Origin of the sequence: Pseudoxanthomonas mexicana (assembly GCF_010093385.1) — a bacterium.
In the GTDB taxonomy this organism is placed as follows: domain Bacteria; phylum Pseudomonadota; class Gammaproteobacteria; order Xanthomonadales; family Xanthomonadaceae; genus Pseudoxanthomonas_A; species Pseudoxanthomonas_A mexicana.
In genome coordinates, this window is the sequence record NZ_PDWV01000015.1 from 1 (window position 1) to 17,439 (window position 17,439).

18 protein-coding genes are annotated in these 17,439 nt (G+C 69.2%); 12 read left to right on the forward strand and 6 right to left on the reverse strand.

Translation table 11 applies throughout. The features are described 5' to 3' along the window. Together CSC76_RS07365 and plsB are read left to right on the forward strand one after the other, a co-directional pair. Positions 1–186 (forward strand): excalibur calcium-binding domain-containing protein (locus CSC76_RS07365; RefSeq protein ID WP_162109384.1); only part of this gene is annotated, 186 nt, incomplete at its 5' end. A gap of 107 nt (positions 187–293) precedes the next feature. Further along, positions 294–2,981, forward strand: a complete 2,688-nt coding sequence (gene plsB / locus CSC76_RS07370; RefSeq protein ID WP_162109385.1) for a glycerol-3-phosphate 1-O-acyltransferase PlsB — start codon at positions 294–296, stop codon at positions 2,979–2,981. Positions 2,982–2,984: 3 nt separating this feature from the next. Here plsB and CSC76_RS07375 read toward each other — a convergent pair whose 3' ends face one another. Together CSC76_RS07375 and CSC76_RS07380 are read right to left on the reverse strand one after the other, a co-directional pair. Continuing rightward, a complete protein-coding gene (locus CSC76_RS07375; protein ID WP_162109386.1) occupies positions 2,985–3,704 on the reverse strand; it encodes an N-acyl amino acid synthase FeeM domain-containing protein in 720 nt (239 codons plus the stop codon). A 295-nt stretch (positions 3,705–3,999) separates the two neighbouring features. Next, complete coding sequence (locus CSC76_RS07380) at positions 4,000–4,203, reverse strand: YdcH family protein (protein ID WP_374502454.1); 204 nt, start codon at positions 4,201–4,203, stop codon at positions 4,000–4,002. A gap of 50 nt (positions 4,204–4,253) precedes the next feature. On the opposite strand from CSC76_RS07380, the gene ttcA reads away from it, so the two are divergent. The 4 genes from ttcA to CSC76_RS07400 all read left to right on the forward strand — a co-directional run bounded on the left by ttcA (position 4,254) and on the right by CSC76_RS07400 (position 7,693). Continuing rightward, positions 4,254–5,174, forward strand: coding sequence for a tRNA 2-thiocytidine(32) synthetase TtcA (gene ttcA, locus CSC76_RS07385; protein ID WP_162109387.1), 921 nt, complete (start codon positions 4,254–4,256; stop codon positions 5,172–5,174). A 65-nt stretch (positions 5,175–5,239) separates the two neighbouring features. Continuing rightward, positions 5,240–6,142, forward strand: a complete 903-nt coding sequence (locus tag CSC76_RS07390) for a recombination-associated protein RdgC (protein ID WP_162109388.1) — start codon at positions 5,240–5,242, stop codon at positions 6,140–6,142. A gap of 35 nt (positions 6,143–6,177) precedes the next feature. Then, positions 6,178–6,966, forward strand: a complete 789-nt coding sequence (locus CSC76_RS07395; RefSeq protein ID WP_162109389.1) for a M48 family metallopeptidase — start codon at positions 6,178–6,180, stop codon at positions 6,964–6,966. Between the two features lie 136 nt (positions 6,967–7,102). Continuing rightward, positions 7,103–7,693, forward strand: a complete 591-nt coding sequence (locus CSC76_RS07400) for a hypothetical protein (RefSeq protein ID WP_162109390.1) — start codon at positions 7,103–7,105, stop codon at positions 7,691–7,693. Here CSC76_RS07400 and CSC76_RS07405 read toward each other — a convergent pair whose 3' ends face one another. Then, on the reverse strand, positions 7,694–8,539 hold the full coding sequence (locus tag CSC76_RS07405) for an alpha/beta fold hydrolase (protein ID WP_162109391.1): 846 nt from the start codon (positions 8,537–8,539) through the stop codon (positions 7,694–7,696). Further along, positions 8,536–9,501: a ferrochelatase gene (gene hemH, locus CSC76_RS07410; RefSeq protein WP_162109392.1), complete on the reverse strand. Its 966-nt coding sequence runs from the start codon at positions 9,499–9,501 to the stop codon at positions 8,536–8,538. Before hemH ends, CSC76_RS07405 begins: the two co-directional genes overlap by 4 nt. A gap of 147 nt (positions 9,502–9,648) precedes the next feature. On the opposite strand from hemH, the gene CSC76_RS07415 reads away from it, so the two are divergent. The 4 genes from CSC76_RS07415 (at position 9,649) to tatC (ending at position 12,092) form a co-directional block, all read left to right on the forward strand. After that, positions 9,649–10,506: a lipid-binding SYLF domain-containing protein gene (locus CSC76_RS07415; RefSeq protein WP_162109393.1), complete on the forward strand. Its 858-nt coding sequence runs from the start codon at positions 9,649–9,651 to the stop codon at positions 10,504–10,506. A gap of 81 nt (positions 10,507–10,587) precedes the next feature. Then, complete coding sequence (gene tatA, locus CSC76_RS07420) at positions 10,588–10,806, forward strand: Sec-independent protein translocase subunit TatA (RefSeq protein WP_162109394.1); 219 nt, start codon at positions 10,588–10,590, stop codon at positions 10,804–10,806. Between the two features lie 24 nt (positions 10,807–10,830). After that, entirely contained in the window at positions 10,831–11,337 is a 507-nt protein-coding gene (gene tatB, locus CSC76_RS07425) for a Sec-independent protein translocase protein TatB (RefSeq protein ID WP_162109395.1), read from the forward strand. Further along, positions 11,334–12,092: a twin-arginine translocase subunit TatC gene (gene tatC, locus CSC76_RS07430; RefSeq protein ID WP_162109396.1), complete on the forward strand. Its 759-nt coding sequence runs from the start codon at positions 11,334–11,336 to the stop codon at positions 12,090–12,092. The genes tatB and tatC overlap by 4 nt, the downstream gene beginning before the upstream one ends. Before the next feature lie 88 nt (positions 12,093–12,180). Here the strand turns inward: tatC and CSC76_RS07435 are convergent, their stop codons facing one another. Both CSC76_RS07435 and CSC76_RS07440 read right to left on the reverse strand, forming a co-directional pair. Next, positions 12,181–13,059, reverse strand: a complete 879-nt coding sequence (locus CSC76_RS07435) for a BPSS1780 family membrane protein (protein ID WP_162109397.1) — start codon at positions 13,057–13,059, stop codon at positions 12,181–12,183. Positions 13,060–13,090: 31 nt separating this feature from the next. After that, positions 13,091–13,816 (reverse strand): glutamine amidotransferase, encoded by a 726-nt coding sequence (locus CSC76_RS07440; RefSeq protein WP_274382087.1) that lies wholly within the window; start codon positions 13,814–13,816, stop codon positions 13,091–13,093. Between the two features lie 83 nt (positions 13,817–13,899). Between CSC76_RS07440 and glyQ the strand changes: the two genes are divergently transcribed. Then, on the forward strand, positions 13,900–14,814 hold the full coding sequence (gene glyQ, locus CSC76_RS07445) for a glycine--tRNA ligase subunit alpha (RefSeq protein WP_162109399.1): 915 nt from the start codon (positions 13,900–13,902) through the stop codon (positions 14,812–14,814). 170 nt (positions 14,815–14,984) lie between these two features. After that, positions 14,985–17,216, forward strand: a complete 2,232-nt coding sequence (gene glyS, locus CSC76_RS07450; RefSeq protein ID WP_162109400.1) for a glycine--tRNA ligase subunit beta — start codon at positions 14,985–14,987, stop codon at positions 17,214–17,216. Positions 17,217–17,439: the final 223 nt, after the last annotated feature.

Here is a 17,439-nt window from a genome sequence, read left to right on the forward strand (position 1 = left end):
CTGCCTGGAGGCACCCCCGCCACGCCGGCGCACCTGCGTGAGACGGTGCCCACGCGGGCCTTCCGCAACTGCACCGAAGCCCGCGCCCGGGGCGCGGCGCCGGTACGACGGGGAGATCCGGGCTACGGCCCCCATCTGGACCGCGACGGCGACGGCGTGGGCTGCGAACCCTACCGGGGGCGCTGACACCCGGCATTTCAGCCGCTTTCGCCGGCGCCGCCCGCCCCGAAGGCGATCGCAACGCGCGCCACAGGCGTCGGCCGCTTTCCAGCCCGGCATGGGCGTGCGCCATAATGCGGCCGATGCCTGAACAGAATTCCCTGCCGTTCCCGGACGCCCCGAAACCCCCGACGCCGGCACAGAAGCCCGCGACGACGGATGCGCCCGCGCCCGACGCGGCGGCGCCCCCGGCGACCGACCACGACAATGCCGCGCCGACCGCCGGCGTCCCGATGGCCCCGCCGTTGCCCACCCGCCAGGCCAAGCGGCCGCTGTGGGCGCGCCTGCTCGGCCGCGTGGCCGATCCGTGGCTGGCGCTGAACATCGAACCCGAGGCGCCGGTCGGCCTGCTGGACGGCCGTCCGGTCTGCTACGTGCTGGAAGACTACGGCCTGTCCAATGCACTGATCCTCGACCGCGCCTGCCGCGACGCCGGCCTGCCCTCGCCGCTGGTGCCCCTGCCGGTGGGCGGCAATCCGCTCGGCCGCAAGCGGGCCTACGTGGCGCTGTCGCGCCGCAACGCCAGCACGCTGATTCCCGACCAGGTCAGCGCCAAGACCCATTCCGGTTCCCTGGCCCGGCTGCTGCAGGCGCACCGCGGCAATCCGGCGCTGGACGTGCAGCTGGTACCGGTCTCGATCTTCGTCGGTCGCGCGCCGGACAAGCAGAGCGGCTGGTTCTCGGTGCTGTTCTCGGAAAACTGGGCCATCGTCGGCCGTTTCCGCCGCCTGCTCGCCATCCTGCTCAACGGCCGCGGCACCATCGTGCGCTTCGCGCCGCCGGTCTCGCTGCGCGATACGGTCGATGAGGGCCTGGAACCCGAACGCACCGTCCGCAAGCTCTCGCGCGTGCTGCGCACGCATTTCCACCGCATCCGCGAGGCCGTCATCGGCCCCGACCTGTCCACGCGCCGCCTGCTGGTGGACCAGGTGCTGGCCGCCGAGCCGGTGAAGGAAGCCATCGCCGAACAGGCCCGGCGCGACAAGTCCAAGCCCGAGGACGCCTGGAAGAAGGCCCACGCCTACGCCTGGGAGATCGCCGCCGACTACTCCAACCCCGTGGTGCGGTCGGCCAGCTTCCTGCTGAGCCATGTGTGGAACCAGATCTACGACGGCGTACTGGTCCACCACCTGGACAAGTTCAAGGACGCCGCGCCCGGCCACGAAGTGGTCTACGTGCCCTGCCACCGCAGCCACATGGACTACCTGCTGCTGTCGTACCTGCTGTACGAGCGCGGCATCGTGCCCCCGCACATCGCCGCCGGCATCAACCTCAACCTGCCGGTGGTCGGCACGCTGCTGCGCAAGGGCGGCGCGTTCTTCATGCGTCGCAGCTTCCGCGGCAACCCGCTGTATTCGGCGGTGTTCACCGAATACGTGGCGCAGCTGGTATCCGGCGGCTACTCGCTGGAGTACTTCATCGAGGGCGGACGCTCGCGTACCGGCCGGCTGCTGCCGCCCAAGGGCGGCATGATCTCGATGACCGTGCGCGCCTTCCTGCGCCAGCCGCGCAAGCCGGTGCTGTTCCAGCCGGTCTACATCGGCTACGAGAAGCTGCTGGAAGGCACCAGCTACCTGGACGAACTCAGCGGCCGCCCGAAGGAGAAGGAATCCATCTGGGCCGTGCTGTGGGGCATCCCCAAGGTGCTGCGGCAGAACTACGGCCAGGTGGTGGTGAACTTCGGCGAGCCGATCCCGTTGAACGACGCGCTGGCCAAACACGCGCCGGAATGGGATGGCGCGCCGGTCGGCGAAGAGGAGAAGCCCGCATGGCTCTCCGATATCGTCGATGCGCTGGCCCAGCAGATCCAGGTCAACATCAACCGCGCCGCCGACGTGAACCCGATCAACCTGCTGGCGCTGGCGCTGCTGTCCACGCCGAAGCACGCGATGGGCGAAGCCGACCTGGTCGCGCAGATCGAGCTGTCGAAGACGCTGCTGGCGGAACTGCCGTACTCCGACCGCGTGACCGTCACCCCGCACTCGCCCGACCGCATCATCTCCCACGCCGAGGAGATCAACATGCTGCAGCGGATCAAGCATCCGCTGGGCGATGTGCTGAGCGTGGACGACGACACCGCGGTCCTGCTGAGCTACTACCGCAACAACGTGTTGCACCTGTTCACGGCGTCGTCGTGGATCGCCTGCTGCTTCCAGAACAACCGCCGCATGAGCCGTGCCGGCGTGCTGCGGCTGGGCCGCACGCTGTATCCGTTCCTGCAGGCCGAGCTGTTCCTGCCGTGGAGCGAGGACGAATTCGCCGAGCGCATGGAACGCACCATCGAGGTGTTCGTCCGCGAAGGCCTGCTGCAGCAGGTCAACGAGGACGACGGCGGCATCCTGGCGCGCAGCGCGGGGCAGACCGACGAAGTGTTCCGCCTGCGTGCGATCGGCCATTCGCTGCAGCAGGCCTTCGAGCGCTACTACATCGCCATCTCGGTGCTGGTGAAGAACGGCCCGGGCACGCTGGGCGCGGCCGAACTGGAGAGCCTGTGCCAGCAGGCCGCGCAGCGCCTCAGCCTGCTGTATGCGCCGGCCGCGCCGGAGTTCTTCGACAAGACGCTGTTCCGTGGCTTCATCCAGAAGCTGCGCGAACTGAAGCTGGTCTGGCCCGACGAGAACAGCAAGCTGCTGTTCGACGAGCGCCTGGACGCCTGGGCGCGCGACGCCAAGGCCATCCTGGGGCGCGAACTGCGCCACACCATCGAGAAAGTCAGTCCGGAAGCCGCGCGCCCGGCGGAACTGCCGCCCGCGCAGGACTGAGCCTCAGCCGGCCACGTTGAAGCTGCGCGTCAGCCACGCCTTGGCGGGCATCGCGCGCGCCGGGTCGCGGACCAGGTGCAGCAGCGGCGAACCGCACTCGGACAGGTGCGGCTCGTCGTCCAGCACCAGCACCATGCGCAGCAGGTCCACGCCGCCGGGCAGGATCGCCGGCGGCAGGTATTCGCGGAAGCCGTAGTGCTCGAACACGCCGTGCAGGAACGGCTCGCAGGCCAGCAGGCAGAACTGGATGCGCGACTCCTGCGCCCAGCGATAGGCTTCTTCCATCAGCCGGTCCACGACCGGTTCGCTGCGCTGGTCGGCCTGCACCGCGAACCGCGTACCCACCGCCACCTGGGCCAACGGCCAGGTCCGCGCGAAGGCGTCGATCTGGAACAGGCTGCCGTACTCCACCTGCACCGCCAGCGGCGAAAAGTCGTGCAGGCGCAGCGTCGCGACCGCCTGCGCGCCCTTCTCCACCGCCAGCGTGGTGCCGCAGACATCCAGGCCGTCGGTGACACGCTTGCTGCGGTCGCCGAACTGGCCCTGTTCGTGGAAGTACACCTCACGGCGCAGGCGCGGCACGTCGCCCAGCGGGTCGCCGGGCGCGATGCGCCGCATGCGCAACCCCATGCCCGCCGTCGCTTGGTCTGCCGAGCCCGCAGCCGCCAGCGCATCGCGCAGGCGCGGTTCCATGCGGGGATTGAAGGATGTGTCCTGCTGCATGCCGCTCCCTCGCCACGGCGCACAGCGCGCATGGCTCGTCGTTGGGGACCGCGGCGCCGGCAGGACGGCATGCGGTCGGGTCGTCGGGGAAACCCCCACACCCGGGACTGAAGCAAGCATCGGGCCAACTCGGCGAAACCAGGGCCAGGGTACAAGCAGGAGCTTCGCGCGCCACAGGTTTCAGGGAGTTGGCTCCCTCGTCGGCGGAATGTGGCCGTGGCTGCGCCGACGGCGGGTGACGCCCCGCGTCAGATTCGGCCGACCGTGGCGCGGCACCGTGATCCCGGGGAACCGGTCAGGCGGGCTCGTCCGGGATCAGCGCGCTTTCCAGCCGGGCGATGCAGTCCTTCAGCCACAGCTTGCGCTTCTTCAGGCGCTTCACCGCCAGTTCGTCGGCCTCGGTGTCGCCGGCCAGGCGCGCGATGGTCGCATCCAGATCGCGGTGCTCCAGCCGCAGCGCGGCGATCTTCTCGGCGATGTCGGCAGGGTCGGCGTCCACCTGGCGAGCGTACACCGCCCGCGGCAAGGCCGTCACCGCACCCCGGTACAATGACGGCCATGAGCACCGTCCTACCCCTGCCCGACCCCGTCCTGCGCCGTCCTGCCGCCGATCCGCGCCGCAGCGCGCACGAGCAGGGCAAGCTGGCCAAGCGCCTGCGCCGGCAAGTGGGCCAGGCGATCGCCGACTTCGGCATGATCGAGGAAGGCGACAAGGTGATGGTGTGCCTGTCCGGCGGCAAGGACAGCTACACGATGCTGGACATCCTGCTGCAGCTGCAGAAAAAGGCGCCGGTGCGCTTCGATCTGGTGGCGGTGAACCTGGACCAGAAGCAGCCGGATTTCCCCGAACACGTGCTGCCGGAATACCTGGCGCGTGTGGGCGTGCCGTTCCACATCATCGAGCAGGACACCTATTCGGTCGTAAGCCGCGTCATTCCGGAAGGCAAGACCATGTGCTCGCTGTGCTCGCGCCTGCGCCGCGGTGCGCTGTACAGCTACGCCGAGGAGAACGGCTTCACCAAGATCGCGCTGGGCCACCACCGCGATGACCTGGTGGCCACGTTCTTCCTGAACATGTTCTTCCACGCCAAGCTCTCCGGCATGCCGCCCAAGCTGCTGTCCGACAACGGCAAGCACGTGGTGATCCGCCCGCTGGCCTATGTGCGCGAGGACGACATCGCGCAGTACGCGGAAGCGAAGGCGTTCCCGATCATTCCCTGCAACCTGTGCGGCAGCCAGGAGAACCTGCAGCGCAAGCAGGTCAAGAAGATGATGGACGCCTGGGAGCGCGAGTCCCCCGGCCGCATCGAGACCATCGCGCGCGCGCTGGGCGACATCCGCCCGTCGCAGTTGAGCGATCCCAAGCTGTTCGACTTCCTCGCGCTGGGCCATCGCGACGGCGCCACGCTGCCGGATGCACACGCCTGGCTGGCGAGCGAGCCGCACGCCGACAGCGAGACCCAGCCTTAACCTTCACTCCTCCCCTCGCCTTCGCCTGCATGGGCGGAGCGGTCTTTCTTCTTTCTGGATAGTCGATGTTCTTTCGCAATCTCACGCTGTTCCGCTTCCCCACCTCCCTCGATTTTTCCCAGCTCGATGAACTCCTCCCCGAGGCCGCACTCAAGCCCGTCGGCCCGCTGGAGCTGTCTTCACGCGGCTTCATCTCGCCGTTCGGCCGTGGCGAAGAGGCGCTGTCCCATCGCATCAACGGCGCGATCTGGCTGAGCGTGGGTGGCGAGGACAAGATCCTGCCCGGCGCCGTGGTCAACGACCTGCTGCAGAAGAAGCTGCAGGAGATCGAGCAGAAGGAAGGCCGCAAGCCCGGCGGCAAGACCCGCAAGCGCCTGAAGGACGACCTGCTGCACGAGCTGCTGCCGCGCGCGTTCGTCAAGCCTTCGCGCACCGATGCACTGATCGACCTGGAGCACGGCTTCATCGCCGTCGATGCGTCCTCGCGCAAGACCGGCGAGAACGTGGTCTCGGAAGTGCGCCGCGCGCTGGGCAGCTTCCCGGCGCTGCCGCTCAATGCCGAAGTCGCGCCGCGCAGCGTGCTGACCGGCTGGATCGCCGGCGAGCCGCTGCCCGAAGGCCTGTCGCTGGGCGAGGAATGCGAGCTGAAGGACGCGATGGAAGGCGGTGCGGTAGTCAAATGCCAGAACCAGGAACTGCAGAGCGACGAGATCGCCAAGCACCTGGAAGCCGGCAAGCAGGTCACCAAGCTCGCGCTGGTGCTGGACGACCACGTGTCGTTCGTCCTCGGCGAGGATCTGATCGTGCGCAAGCTGAAGTTCCTCGACGGCGCGGTCGACCAGTTGGAGAACACCGAGCACGACGACCTGCGCGCCGAACTCGACGCGCGCTTCGCCCTGATGGCCGGCGAACTGAAGCGGCTGTTCCTGGTGCTGGAGCACGCGCTGAAGCTCAGCAAGGCCGATTGAGCCGCGCCCCGGGGCGCCGCCGCTATGATGCGCGCATGCCGTCCGTGTTCCACCGCCTGATCGCCCGTACGCCCCGCAGCGTCGAACGCGACCCCGTGGCGCTGGAACTGGACGATGGCCGGCGGCTGGAGGTGCAGCGCGTCCGCGACCCGCGCGCCAAGCGGCTGAAACTGAGCGTCGACGAGCGCGGTGCGCGACTCACGCTACCTTGGCGCGCCAGCCTGGTCTCCGGGGATCGTTTCTTGCAGCAGCACCGCGACTGGCTGGCCGAGCAACTGGCGCGCCATGCGCCGGACGATGACATCGTGGCGCTCGTTCCGGGCGTCGCCACGCACCTGCCGCTGCGTGGCGAGAACCTGCCGCTGCACTGGCACGAAGGCCGCTTCGCCCGCATCACGCGGCAGGACGACGGCGTCCATGTCGACCTGCCCGCACGCGCGAGCGCTGCATCGCTGCGGCGGACGCTGCGCGCGTTCTACGAAGCCGAGGCACGTACCGACATCGGCCGCTGGCTACCCGGCTATCTCGCGGGGCTGCCACGCGCGCCACGCCAGATCCGGCTGAAGGTGATGTCGTCCCAATGGGGTTCGCTGGCGCCGGATGGCACGCTCACCCTGGACCTCGCGCTGGTCCTGGGCCGCGCTTCGGCGTTCGAGTACGTGCTGGTCCACGAGCTGTGCCATCTGCTGCAGGCCAACCACTCGCCGGCGTTCTGGCATGAAGTCGAGGCCCGCTTCCCGGCCTGGCGCGATGAGCGCGCCTGGTTCCACGCCGAGGGGCGCCGGCTGAAGGCCCGTCTGCGCGGCCTGCTGGCCGAGGACTGACGGGGCCTCTCCCCGCATCGTCCGGCCCTGTCCGGAATGAGACGCACATCACGATTTCTCATGGCAAGCCTCAGGGCGCGCCAGCAGGGACCGCAGGCGCGGCCTGGGGCCTCCCTCCTCCCGATACGACGCTGCCATGTCCCTATCGCTGCGCGCCAGCGCTCCGCCCGCATCTTCGTTCACCGGCTCGCCCCAGCCGGTGGTCCGCTCGCTGAAGGCGTTCTCCCTGTATGCATCGCCCCACGAGGAAACGGCGGCCATGGTCGCCGCGCGTCGCGCGCTGATGAGCCGCAAGAGCCTGTCCGTGGAGGAAGCGAGTGAGCGGGCGCGCGAGCGCCGGCGGGCGGCCAGCCAGATCCAGCGGTTCGACCGGCCCGCACGCTGGCTGGCATTGGCGCTGCCCGCCGCGGGCGCCCTGGCGTGGTCCGGCAGCACGCAGGGCTCCATCGCCATCCTCGCCACCGGGTACGCCCTGCTGGCCGTGGCGACGGTGGCCCTACTGGCACGGGTCACCCGCACGCCCGGGGCCGCGCGGATGCCGCTGGAGCACTACCATCTGCCCGACGAACAGCTCGCCAGCGCTGAGGACATCGCCCTGCTCCGGCGCCTGGCGCAGCAGGACAGCGAGCTCGACGCCGCCACCACGGCCTGGTGGCGCAGTACCGCCCCCATACGCAAGGGCGACATCCGCCTGGCGCTGGATTTCCACCACGCCCGGCAGGACTGATCAGGCCCGCAGGAACGGGCCTATCAACATCGCGACGCGGGCCGGGTCCTCCATGTGGAGGTGGTGGGTGCCGGCGATGACGTGCAACTGGCCATCGGGCAGCAGACTGGCCCGCCGGCTGCGCAGCGGCTCCGGAAAATACGGCTGCGGCGGATCGGCGTAGACCACGGTCGTCGGGCAGCCGATGCCGGCCACCAGGGCCGCCAGCTGCGCCTCGTCCAGGCGCTGCGGCGTGGGCAAGGTCAGGCGCGGGTCGCTGCTCCACACGAAGCCGCCCTCCACCGGCCGCACGCCCCGTTCGACCAGCAGCCGTGCGGCCGCTTCGCTCAACTGGTTGGCCTGCATGCGCGCCCGCACCGGCGCGGCCAGATCGGCGAATACCCGCAACCGCTTGCCCGGCAGCGCGCGCGCCGCGGCGATGGCTTCGCGCCAGCGGTCCGCCGTGCGTTCGACCGTTTCGGCCAGCCCGCCCAGCGCCTCGATCACGACCAGCCGCTGCACGCGGTGCGGCACGGCGGCCGCCATCAGGCTGGCGATGCCGGCCCCCATCGAATGGCCCAGCAGGCAGAACGTCTCCCAGCCCAGCGCGTCGGCGATGTCGAGCACCGCGTTCACCGCCACGCCGCTGGTGTATTCGGCGCCCGGCGCGAGATGCGCGCTGCGGCCATGGCCCGGCAGGTCTGGGGCGACCAGCTGGATACCCGCAAGATGGTCGGCCAACGGTACGAAGCTGGCCGCATTGTCCAACCAGCCGTGCAGCGCCAGCACGCGCGGACCGTCGTGGCCCGCGCGCAGGCCGGTGATGCGCCCGAGCGGGATATCGACCTCGAATTCGCGCAACGTCATGCCGCTTGGTCTGCGCCCCGGCGCGCCAGCGCAGCCAGCGCGTCGGCATGCGCGGGCGCGTCGTTGAGGCATGAGATGTAGCGCAGCGCCTCACCGCCGGCCGCGTGGAACAGCTCGGCGTTCTGCATCGCGATCTCTTCCAGCGTCTCCAGGCAATCGACCGCGAAGCCGGGGCAGACCACATCGACCCGCCGCACGCCGCGCGCGGCCATGGCCTGCAGCGTGGCATCCGTGGCGGGGTCCAGCCAGCGCTCCTTGCCGAAGCGCGACTGGTAGGTCAGCGTCCCCTCGCCATCGCGCGGGCCCAACGCCTGCACGATGGCCCGCGTGCTGGCTTCGCAACGCTGCGGGTAGGGGTCGCCGTTGCGCGCCAGCCGCTGCGGCAGCCCGTGGTAGGAGAACAACAGGTGCTCGCCCGCCCCGTGTTCCGCACGCCAGGACCGGATGGAGCCGACCACGGCCGCAACCCAGCCGGGATCGACCGGATAGTCCTCGATGAACCGCACGTCCAGGCCCCGGGCCTCGCGCGTCACCACATCGCGCACCGACTCGGTGGTCGTGGTCGAGTACTGCGGATAGAGCGGCAGCACCACCACCTTTTGCACGCCTTCGGCCCGCCATGCCTGCAGGCGCGAGCCGATGGAAGGCTCGCCGTAGCGCATGGCCTCCTGCACACGCCATCCCGGCAGGCGGTCCTGCACCGCCCCGGCCAGCCGCCGCGTGTATACCGCCAGCGGCGAACCTTCCGGCATCCAGATGCTGGCGTACTTGGCGGCGGCCTTCGGACCGCGCAGCGGCAGGATGATGAAGTGCAGCAGCGGGCACCACAGCCATCGCGTCAGCTGCACCACGCGATGGTCGGGCAGGAAGTCGGCCAGATAACGCCTGACCGCGCGCGGCGTCGGCGCTTCGGGCGTTCCCAGGTTGACGATCAGCAGGGCGGTGGAGGATGTGTCGGTCATCAGCGTATTGTGGCAGAGCGGACCGACCCCACGACCTGAAGACCTCCCTCGTCGCGACAGCGGCCGGCGTCAGCACCGATTCATCCGTGCCCGCCTACTTTCAATCGCTTGCAGCGTGTTGCTGCCATATCGCTTCCGGAGCCCGCCATGAACCGCACCTCCCGCCGCCTGCTGACGCCCACCGCGCTCGCGCTGACCGCCGCCCTGTTCGCCGGCCAGGCCATCGCGGGGCCGAAGGAGGACGAGCGCGCCACCAACGCGGTACGCGTGCTCAACGAGATCCAGCGCATCCCCGAGAACGGCATCCCCGACAAGCTGCTGGACGAAGGCAAGGCGATCATCGTCATCCCCGACACCCTGAAGGCCGGGCTGGTGATCGGCGGTCGCCGCGGCCACGGCCTGATGTCGGTGAAGAACCCCGACGGCAGCTGGTCGCAGCCGGTCTTCGTCAAGCTCACCGGTGGCAGCATCGGCTTCCAGGCCGGCGTGCAGTCCTCGGACGTGGTGCTGGTGTTCCGCAACGACCGGTCGCTGGATTCCATCGTCAACGGCAAGGTCACCCTGGGCGCCGATGCCGGCGTGGCCGCGGGGCCGGTGGGCCGCAACGCCAGCGCGGCCACCGACGGCCAGCTGAAGGCCGAGATCTGGTCGTGGTCGCGCGCGCGCGGCCTGTTCGCCGGCGTGGCCCTGGATGGCGCCGTGCTGCAGATCGATGACGAGGCCAACACCGCGGTCTACGGCAGCGCCGCCCCCCCGCGCGCCATCTTCGAGAGCCGCGCCGGCCAGCCCTCCGATGCCGTGGTCGGCTTCCGCGACCAGCTGGAGGAAGTCACCGAGCTGGCCCGCGGCAATCGCGGTACCGGCGGCGCCGTACCGTCCGCCACCACGCACGCACCGGCACCCGCGGTGGCGCCGGTGGAGGTGGAGGCGCCCGCGCAGACGCAGGGCTTCGAGCCGGTGCAGGACGGCGAAGGGCGCACCGAGCCGCTGGACGGCACGCCATAACGGAAGTCATGGCGCGCGGGCGTCATCCTCGCCCCCCGCCTGCGCTATCCTGAGCGCCCCAACTTTTCCTGCGAGCACACCATGGGCGGTTTGAGCATCTGGCATTGGATCATCGTGCTGGTGGTCGTGCTGCTGGTCTTCGGCACCAAGCGCCTGCGCAGCGCCGGCAAGGACCTCGGCGAGGCCGTGAAGGGCTTCAAGGAAGGCATGCGCGACGACAAGCCGGCCGGCCAGCTGGACGACCAGTCCCGCAGCGACGAAACCAGCGCCTCCAAAGAGCGCGACCGCGACGCCCGCTGATCCGGCGGGGCTCCCGCCGCGACCATGTTCGATATCGGCTTCAGTGAACTGCTGGTCATCGCGGTCGTCGCGTTGATCGTGCTCGGCCCCGAACGCCTGCCGAAGGCGGCGCGGTTCGCCGGGCTGTGGGTACGCCGCGCGCGCGCGCAGTGGTACTCGGTCAAGGACGAACTGGAACGCGAGCTCGCCTCCGAAGAACTCAAGCGCAACCTCAAGGACGCCCAGGACGCCCTGCGCGACACCGAGCAGCGCATCCGCGACAGCGCGCGAGAGACCGAACGCCAGTTCGAGGAAGTGCGCCAGGCGGCGCGCGATGATGCCAAGGCCCTGCGCGAGGACGTCGAGTCCGCGATCACGCCGCCCGCGCTCGCCAGGCCGCCGGTCGCCTCGCCCGATCCGGCGCCGGCGATCGAAGAGGAAGGCCACCTGGCGTCGACGACCGACACGCATGACGATGCGGCAGCGGATGACGCGCAGGCGTCCGATGTCGGCACGACCGCGGACCTGTTCCCGCCGAAGGAGCCGCGATGAACCGCGAGGCGCCGGGGCAGGATGCCGAAAGCAGCCTGATGGAGCACCTGCTGGAGCTGCGCACGCGGCTGGTCCGCGGACTGGCGGGCACCGGGCTGATCCTGCTGGCGCTGTTGCCGTTCGTGCGCCAGCTGTACGACCACCTCGCCCGGCCGCTGATCTCCCAGCTGCCCGCCGGCCAGGCCACCCAGATGATCGCCAGCGACCCGACCTCGGGCTTCTTCGCGCCGATCAAGCTGGCGTTCTTCCTCGCCCTCTTCCTGTCGTCGCCCTGGCTGCTGTTCCAGGCCTGGAGCTTCGTCGCGCCCGGCCTGTACAGGCACGAGAAGCGGTTGGCCATGCCGCTGCTGGTCTCGGCGATCGTGCTGTTCTACGCCGGCTGCGCGTTCGCCTACTTCCTGGTGCTGCCCAGCGTCTTCCACGCGCTGACCGTGTTCACGCCGGACATCGTGACGCTGGCGCCGGACCCGGCGAAGTACCTGGATTTCGTGATGGTGATCTTCCTGGCCTTCGGTGTCAGCTTCGAGCTGCCGGTGGCACTGGTGATCATGGTGCTGCTGGGCTGGGTGACCCCGCAGCAGCTGCGCGAAGGCCGCGGCTACGCCATCGTCGGCGTGTTCGTGGTGGCCGCGCTGATCACCCCGCCGGACGTGGTCTCGCAGCTGATGCTCGCCATCCCGATGTGCCTGCTGTACGAGCTGGGCATCGTGGCGGCAGGATGGTTGAAGCCGCGCCCGCGCCCCGACAGCGCCTGAGCGCACTGCCGCAGCGGGAACTATCGCTTGATTCCCTGCCGGTTCCGCAGGCGTACCGTGGCCCGCCCTGTCGCGCGATACAGACGGCTCAGACTTCGATGCGGGTGGCCGCCGCCGATGCGCCCGCCGCCGGGCTTCCACCCAGCATCTGCCGCCACGCCGCGTAAGCCGCGCCGGCGAGTACCGGCATGACGACCGCCATCAGCACGAACTGCCACAGCCCCATCGCAAGGGCGGGCCCCAGCACCAGCGCCAGCAGCGACGCCACCAGCAGCGATCCCATGCCGACGGCGAAGATCGCGATGCCCGCCAGCAGGTAGAACACCAGCATCGCGGTCCAGTTGTGGGCGCACGCGCGCAGGCTGTTGCGCATGGCATGGACCACGTGCGTGTTCGAGAACAGGATCTGCGGCGAGGCGATGAAGGTCATCCACTTCACCGCAACGAAGACCACCGCCACCAGCAGCAGCCACAGCAGCAGGCGTCCGGCCGGCAGACCTTCCACCAGCGAAGGGTCCGGCTGTCCGCCGGCCGCCGCGACGGCCTGCATCTGCTGGTAGACATCCGCCAGGCGCTGCAGCTGTTCGGTGCCCACCATGACGAACAGCAGCGCCCCCATCACCAGGGCCGCCAGCAGCTGCGGCAACAGCGTGGCCAGCAGCGCAGGCGCATGGCCGTCGCGCACGGGTTGCAGCAGGTTGGACGGCGTCGCAGGGCGACCCTCATCGACCTCGCGGACCGCCCACAGCATGCCGGCGAAGAACAACGGCCCCGCCAGCACCAACAGGAACTGCATGGCCAACGTCATGGCAGGCAGCGTCACCGCCCCCAGCAGCACGCCCATGGAGAGCAATCCCCACAGCACGGACAGCGTGGCCAGCGGCACCGGCGCACGCTTCAGCAGGGCGAAGCCCGCCAGCAGCCATTCCGCGCCGGCACGGGCCGGCACCTTGTTGATCGTCGACATCGGGATTCTCTGGGGGGGGTGCAGCGGTGGATCAGCGCGCGTGCTGTCCGCGCGCGTGGCGGACGAACCGCCGCAATAGTTTGCGGGCTTGCGGCGCCGCCGTCACGTTGCGGGCGATGGTGCCGGGGCAGTGCCCCTCGCTACGCAGGTGCTCGGCGCGGGCATGCACGTAGCCGCGCATGTGGTGGGTGGCGAATTCGGGGTGGAACTGCACGCCCCAGGCGCGGTCGCGCCAGCGGAAGGCATGGCAGTCGTCCTGCGCCGAGCGGGCCAGCACCGTGGCGCCCTCCGGCGGCCGGGCCACCGTCTGCACGTGGGTGGCGTGGGCGGTGAACTTCAGCGGCAGCGCCGAGAACAGGGGGTCGTCCTGGGCGTGCGGGTGCAGGTCGATGTGGACGGTGCCCGATTCGCGCCCGGCCGGGTTGTACGCCACCTCGCCCCCCAGCGCATGCGCCAGCAACTGGTGGCCGTAGCAGATGCCCAGCAGCGGCAGGCCTTCATGGGCCGCCTCGCGCAGCCATTCGGCGCTGCGCTCGCTCCAGTCCGCACGGTCGGTGACCATCGCGGCCGAGCCGCTGACGATGACGCCGGCGAACCCCTCGCGTCCCGGCAGCGCATCGCCGCGCTCCACGTTCGCCACCACCGTCTCGCCGGCCTCCAGGCCGGCGGCCACGCGGATCCAGTGGGGGAAGCCGCCATAGCGCCGCATCGAGCGCACCGGCTGGCCGGTTTCGACGATGAGGAACGGGGCTTTCACGCGGGCATCCACGGCGGCAAACATCGGCGGAATAAGGGCTTGCCCGTATACTAGCCCGCTTTTCCGCAGTGCACGATAACGCCATGGCCGGACACACAATTTCACCGGTAACCTTCCAGGGTCTGATCCAGACGCTGAACCAGTACTGGGCCGAACAGGGCTGCGTCCTGATCCAGCCGCTGGACCTGGAAGTGGGTGCCGGCACGTTCCATCCGGCCACCTTCCTGCGCGCGCTGGGTCCGGAGCCGTGGAATGCCGCCTACGTGCAACCCAGCCGACGCCCCACCGACGGCCGCTACGGCGAAAACCCCAACCGCCTGCAGCGGTACTACCAGTACCAGGTGGTGATGAAGCCCAACCCCGACAACATCCAGGAGCTGTACCTGGGGTCGCTGAAGGCACTGGGCATCGACCCGCGCGTGCACGACCTGCGCTTCGTCGAGGACAACTGGGAGTCGCCGACGCTCGGCGCCTGGGGCCTGGGCTGGGAGGTCTGGTTGAACGGCATGGAAGTCACCCAGTTCACCTACTTCCAGCAGGCCGGTGGCTTGGAGTGCAAGCCGGTGCTGGGCGAGATCACCTACGGTCTGGAACGCCTCTGCATGTACCTGCAGAACGTCGACAACGTCTATGACCTGGTCTGGACCGTCGGCCCGCAGGGCGTGGTGAAGTACGGCGACGTCTACCACCAGAACGAGGTGGAACAGAGCAGGTACAACTTCGAGCATGCCGACGTGGAGGAACTGTTCCACCGCTTCGACGCCTGCGAGAAGGAAGCATTGAAGCTGGTCGACGTCGGCCTGCCGCTGCCCGCCTACGAGCAGGTCTGCAAGGCCAGCCACAGCTTCAACCTGCTGGATGCGCGCCGCGCGATCTCCGTGACCGAACGCCAGCGCTACATCCTGCGCGTGCGCAAGCTGGCGCAGGCGGTGGCCGAGGCGTATTACGCGCAGCGCGAGAAGCTGGGCTTCCCGGGATTGAAGAAAGACAACGCATAGAGCCCCTCTCCCCTCGGCGACCGCAGGAAGTCCCTGTGGGAGAGAGGGGTTGGGGAGAGGGGCAATGGAGTCCCGATGGTTTGACCGTCATGACTCCGCTCGCCCCTCATCCGCCCTTCGGGCACCTTCTCCCGAGGGGCGAAGGGAAACGCACCACAAGGCTTGACGACATGAGCGAACAAAAATACCTGCTGGTCGAACTCGGCACCGAAGAGCTGCCGGTCAAAGCGTTGCCCGGCCTGGCGCAGGCCTTCTTCGATGGCGTGATCACCGCATTGGAGAAGCGGGGCATCGGCTTCGAGCGTGGCGATGCCAAACCGCTGTACACGCCGCGCCGCCTGGCGGTGCTGCTGCCGGCCGTGGATGTGGAACAGCCCGAGCAGAAGTCCGAAGTACTGGGCCCGTATCTCAACATCGCGCTGGACGCGAACGGTGCGCCGACCAAGGCACTGGAAGGCTTCGCTGCGAAAGCGGGGATCGACTGGACGGCGCTGGAGCGCACCACCGACGGCAAGGGCGAGCGCTTCGTCCACCGTGCGGTGAAGCCGGGCGCGAAGACCGCCGACCTGCTGGCCGACATCGTGCGCGAGGCGCTGGCCGGCATGCCCATTCCCAAGCCGATGCGCTGGGGCGCGCACGAGTACGCGTTCGCGCGCCCCGTGCACTGGCTGGTGCTGCTGCTGGGCAAGGACGTGGTGCCGGCCCAGGTGCTGGGCGTGACGTCCGACCGCATGAGCCGCGGCCATCGCTTCGAACACGACAAGCCGGTGTGGATCAACGACCCGGGCGATTACGTGATGGCCCTGCAGGGCGCGAAGGTGCTGGTCGATCCCGACGCCCGCCGCGCGCGCATCGTCGCCGAAGTCGAGAAAGCGGCCGCACAGGCCGGTGGCAGCGCGCGCATCACCGACGACAACCTGGAGCAGGTGGTCTGCCTGACCGAGTGGCCGGCGGCGGTGCTGTGCAGTTTCGAATCCGCCTTCCTGGCCGTGCCGCAGGAAGCGCTGATCGAGACGATGGAGATCAACCAGAAGTTCTTCCCGGTGCTGAGCGATGGCGGCAAGCTGACCGAGCATTTCATCGGCATCGCCAACATCGAGTCGCAGAACGTCGATGAAGTCCGGAAGGGCTACGAGCGCGTGATCCGTCCGCGTTTCTCCGACGCCAAGTTCTTCTTCGACGAGGACCTGAAGCAGGGCCTGGTGTCGATGGGCGACGGTCTGAAGACCGTCACCTACCAGGCCAAGCTGGGCAGCGTCGCCGACAAGGTCGCGCGCGTGGCGGCGCTGGCGGAAACCATCGCCACGCAGGTCGGTGCCGATCCCGCCCAGGCACGCCGTGCCGCCGAGCTGGCGAAGAACGACCTGCAGTCGCGCATGGTCAACGAGTTCCCCGAACTGCAAGGCATCGCCGGCCGCCACTACGCCCTCGCCGCGGGCGAGCCGAAGGAGATCGCCCTGGCCATCGACGAGGCCTACCAGCCCCGTTTCGCCGGCGACGACATCGCGCTGTCGCCGCTGGGCAAGGTGCTCGCCATCGCCGAGCGACTGGATACGCTCGCGGGCGGTTTCGCCGCGGGCCTGAAGCCGACGGGCAACAAGGACCCGTTCGCGCTGCGTCGAAATGCGCTGGGACTGGCGCGGACGGTGATTGAGAGTGGCTTCAATCTGGACGTGAAGACATTGCTCGCATCCGCCGTGGGCCAAGCATCGCTCGCGATCGCCGAAACCAGCCCGCAAGATGCCAGCAAGGTAAAGGATCATTTCAAGGGCACCGGAATCTCCGTCGCCGATGCGCCAGGTGCCGAACAAGGATGGGTCGCGTCGCACCTCGGTAAGTTTTTCTCCGAGAAAGGTCAGACCTTGCACTTCCTGGAGTCTGGCTCGATCACCAATGACCTCTACGACTTCATCCTCGACCGCCTGCGCGGCTACTATGCCGACAAGGGCGTGCCTGCCGCGCACTTCAACGCGGTTGCCGAACTGAAGCCGGGCTCCCTGTACGATTTCGACACGCGCCTGGATGCCATCGGCACGTTCGCCACGCTGCAGGAGGCCGAGGCGCTGGCCGCGGCGAACAAGCGCATCGGGAACATCCTGAAGAAGGTCGACATCGCCATTCCGCATGCCGTGGACCGCGCGCTGCTCACCGACCCGGCCGAAAGCGCGCTGGCCGAAGCGGTGGAAGCCGTGCTCGGCGAGACCGACGAAGCCCTGCACCACCACGACTACGTCACCGTGCTGAACCACCTCGCCCGCCTGCGACCGCAGGTGGACGCGTTCTTCGACAGCGTGATGGTCAACGCCGACGATCCGGCCGTGCGCGCCAACCGCCTGGCCCTGCTCAAGCGCCTGGCCGACCGCTTCCGCGCGGTGGCGGCCATCGAGCATCTGTCCACCTGAGTCCAGCGCCGCACGTCCTGCCGTCGTCCCGGCGCAGGCCGGGACCCATTGGCTCTGGAAGGGTCGATTCGGATGCGACGGAGGGAAGTCGCGGGGTCCCGGCTTTCACCGGGATGACGAGCATCGGCACGCAGGGCGACGTGCCATTTCACATTTGGCATGTACCCGCGTTTCGCGTGAACGATGTTGCACAGGACCGCGGCTGACCTTCACCGCGTTTAAC

Bases quoted from the DNA above. Each gene is read 5' to 3' on its own strand.
- CSC76_RS07400 (WP_162109390.1), top strand. From the start codon at position 7,103: ATGTCCCTATCGCTGCGCGCCAGCGCTCCGCCCGCATCTTCGTTCACC.
- CSC76_RS07435 (WP_162109397.1), bottom strand. From the start codon at position 13,059: ATGTCGACGATCAACAAGGTGCCGGCCCGTGCCGGCGCGGAATGGCTG.
- tatB (WP_162109395.1), top strand. From the start codon at position 10,831: ATGTTCGATATCGGCTTCAGTGAACTGCTGGTCATCGCGGTCGTCGCG.
- CSC76_RS07395 (WP_162109389.1), top strand. From the start codon at position 6,178: ATGCCGTCCGTGTTCCACCGCCTGATCGCCCGTACGCCCCGCAGCGTC.
- CSC76_RS07375 (WP_162109386.1), bottom strand. From the start codon at position 3,704: ATGCAGCAGGACACATCCTTCAATCCCCGCATGGAACCGCGCCTGCGC.
- tatC (WP_162109396.1), top strand. From the start codon at position 11,334: ATGAACCGCGAGGCGCCGGGGCAGGATGCCGAAAGCAGCCTGATGGAG.
- CSC76_RS07415 (WP_162109393.1), top strand. From the start codon at position 9,649: ATGAACCGCACCTCCCGCCGCCTGCTGACGCCCACCGCGCTCGCGCTG.
- plsB (WP_162109385.1), top strand. From the start codon at position 294: ATGCGGCCGATGCCTGAACAGAATTCCCTGCCGTTCCCGGACGCCCCG.
- tatA (WP_162109394.1), top strand. From the start codon at position 10,588: ATGGGCGGTTTGAGCATCTGGCATTGGATCATCGTGCTGGTGGTCGTG.
- glyS (WP_162109400.1), top strand. From the start codon at position 14,985: ATGAGCGAACAAAAATACCTGCTGGTCGAACTCGGCACCGAAGAGCTG.
- hemH (WP_162109392.1), bottom strand. From the start codon at position 9,501: ATGACCGACACATCCTCCACCGCCCTGCTGATCGTCAACCTGGGAACG.
- CSC76_RS07390 (WP_162109388.1), top strand. From the start codon at position 5,240: ATGTTCTTTCGCAATCTCACGCTGTTCCGCTTCCCCACCTCCCTCGAT.
- CSC76_RS07405 (WP_162109391.1), bottom strand. From the start codon at position 8,539: ATGACGTTGCGCGAATTCGAGGTCGATATCCCGCTCGGGCGCATCACC.
- ttcA (WP_162109387.1), top strand. From the start codon at position 4,254: ATGACGGCCATGAGCACCGTCCTACCCCTGCCCGACCCCGTCCTGCGC.
- glyQ (WP_162109399.1), top strand. From the start codon at position 13,900: ATGGCCGGACACACAATTTCACCGGTAACCTTCCAGGGTCTGATCCAG.